General features: G+C 62.8%; 1 protein-coding gene. It reads right to left on the reverse strand.

Going from position 1 to position 247, the window contains the following annotated elements:
- Positions 1-247 (reverse strand): hypothetical protein (locus ACLJNW_RS27520; protein WP_410961728.1); only part of this gene is annotated, 247 nt, incomplete at both ends.

Below are 247 nucleotides of genomic sequence, written 5' to 3' on the forward strand. Positions count from 1 at the left end.
GCTTTCAGGCGCTCGTCGAGGATCTGTTTCAACTCCCAGGACACTTCCAGTTCGTTGCTCTGTGCGATTTCGCTGCGCAGTGTCGCGAACTCGGCGCCGATCTCCGCTTCCGCCCAGTCGCTCATCCTCGTCCAGCGCTGCTCATCGTCCGTCGTGGCGGAGCAGATCGATGACCAGGCCCGTTCGATATGCTCGGCCCGCTCCGGAAACATGACACCGAGCAGTTCCACCCGCATCTCGCCCACGG

Origin of the sequence: Salmonella sp. SAL4457 (assembly GCF_046548235.1) — a bacterium.
Classification (GTDB): domain Bacteria; phylum Pseudomonadota; class Gammaproteobacteria; order Enterobacterales; family Enterobacteriaceae; genus Salmonella; species Salmonella enterica.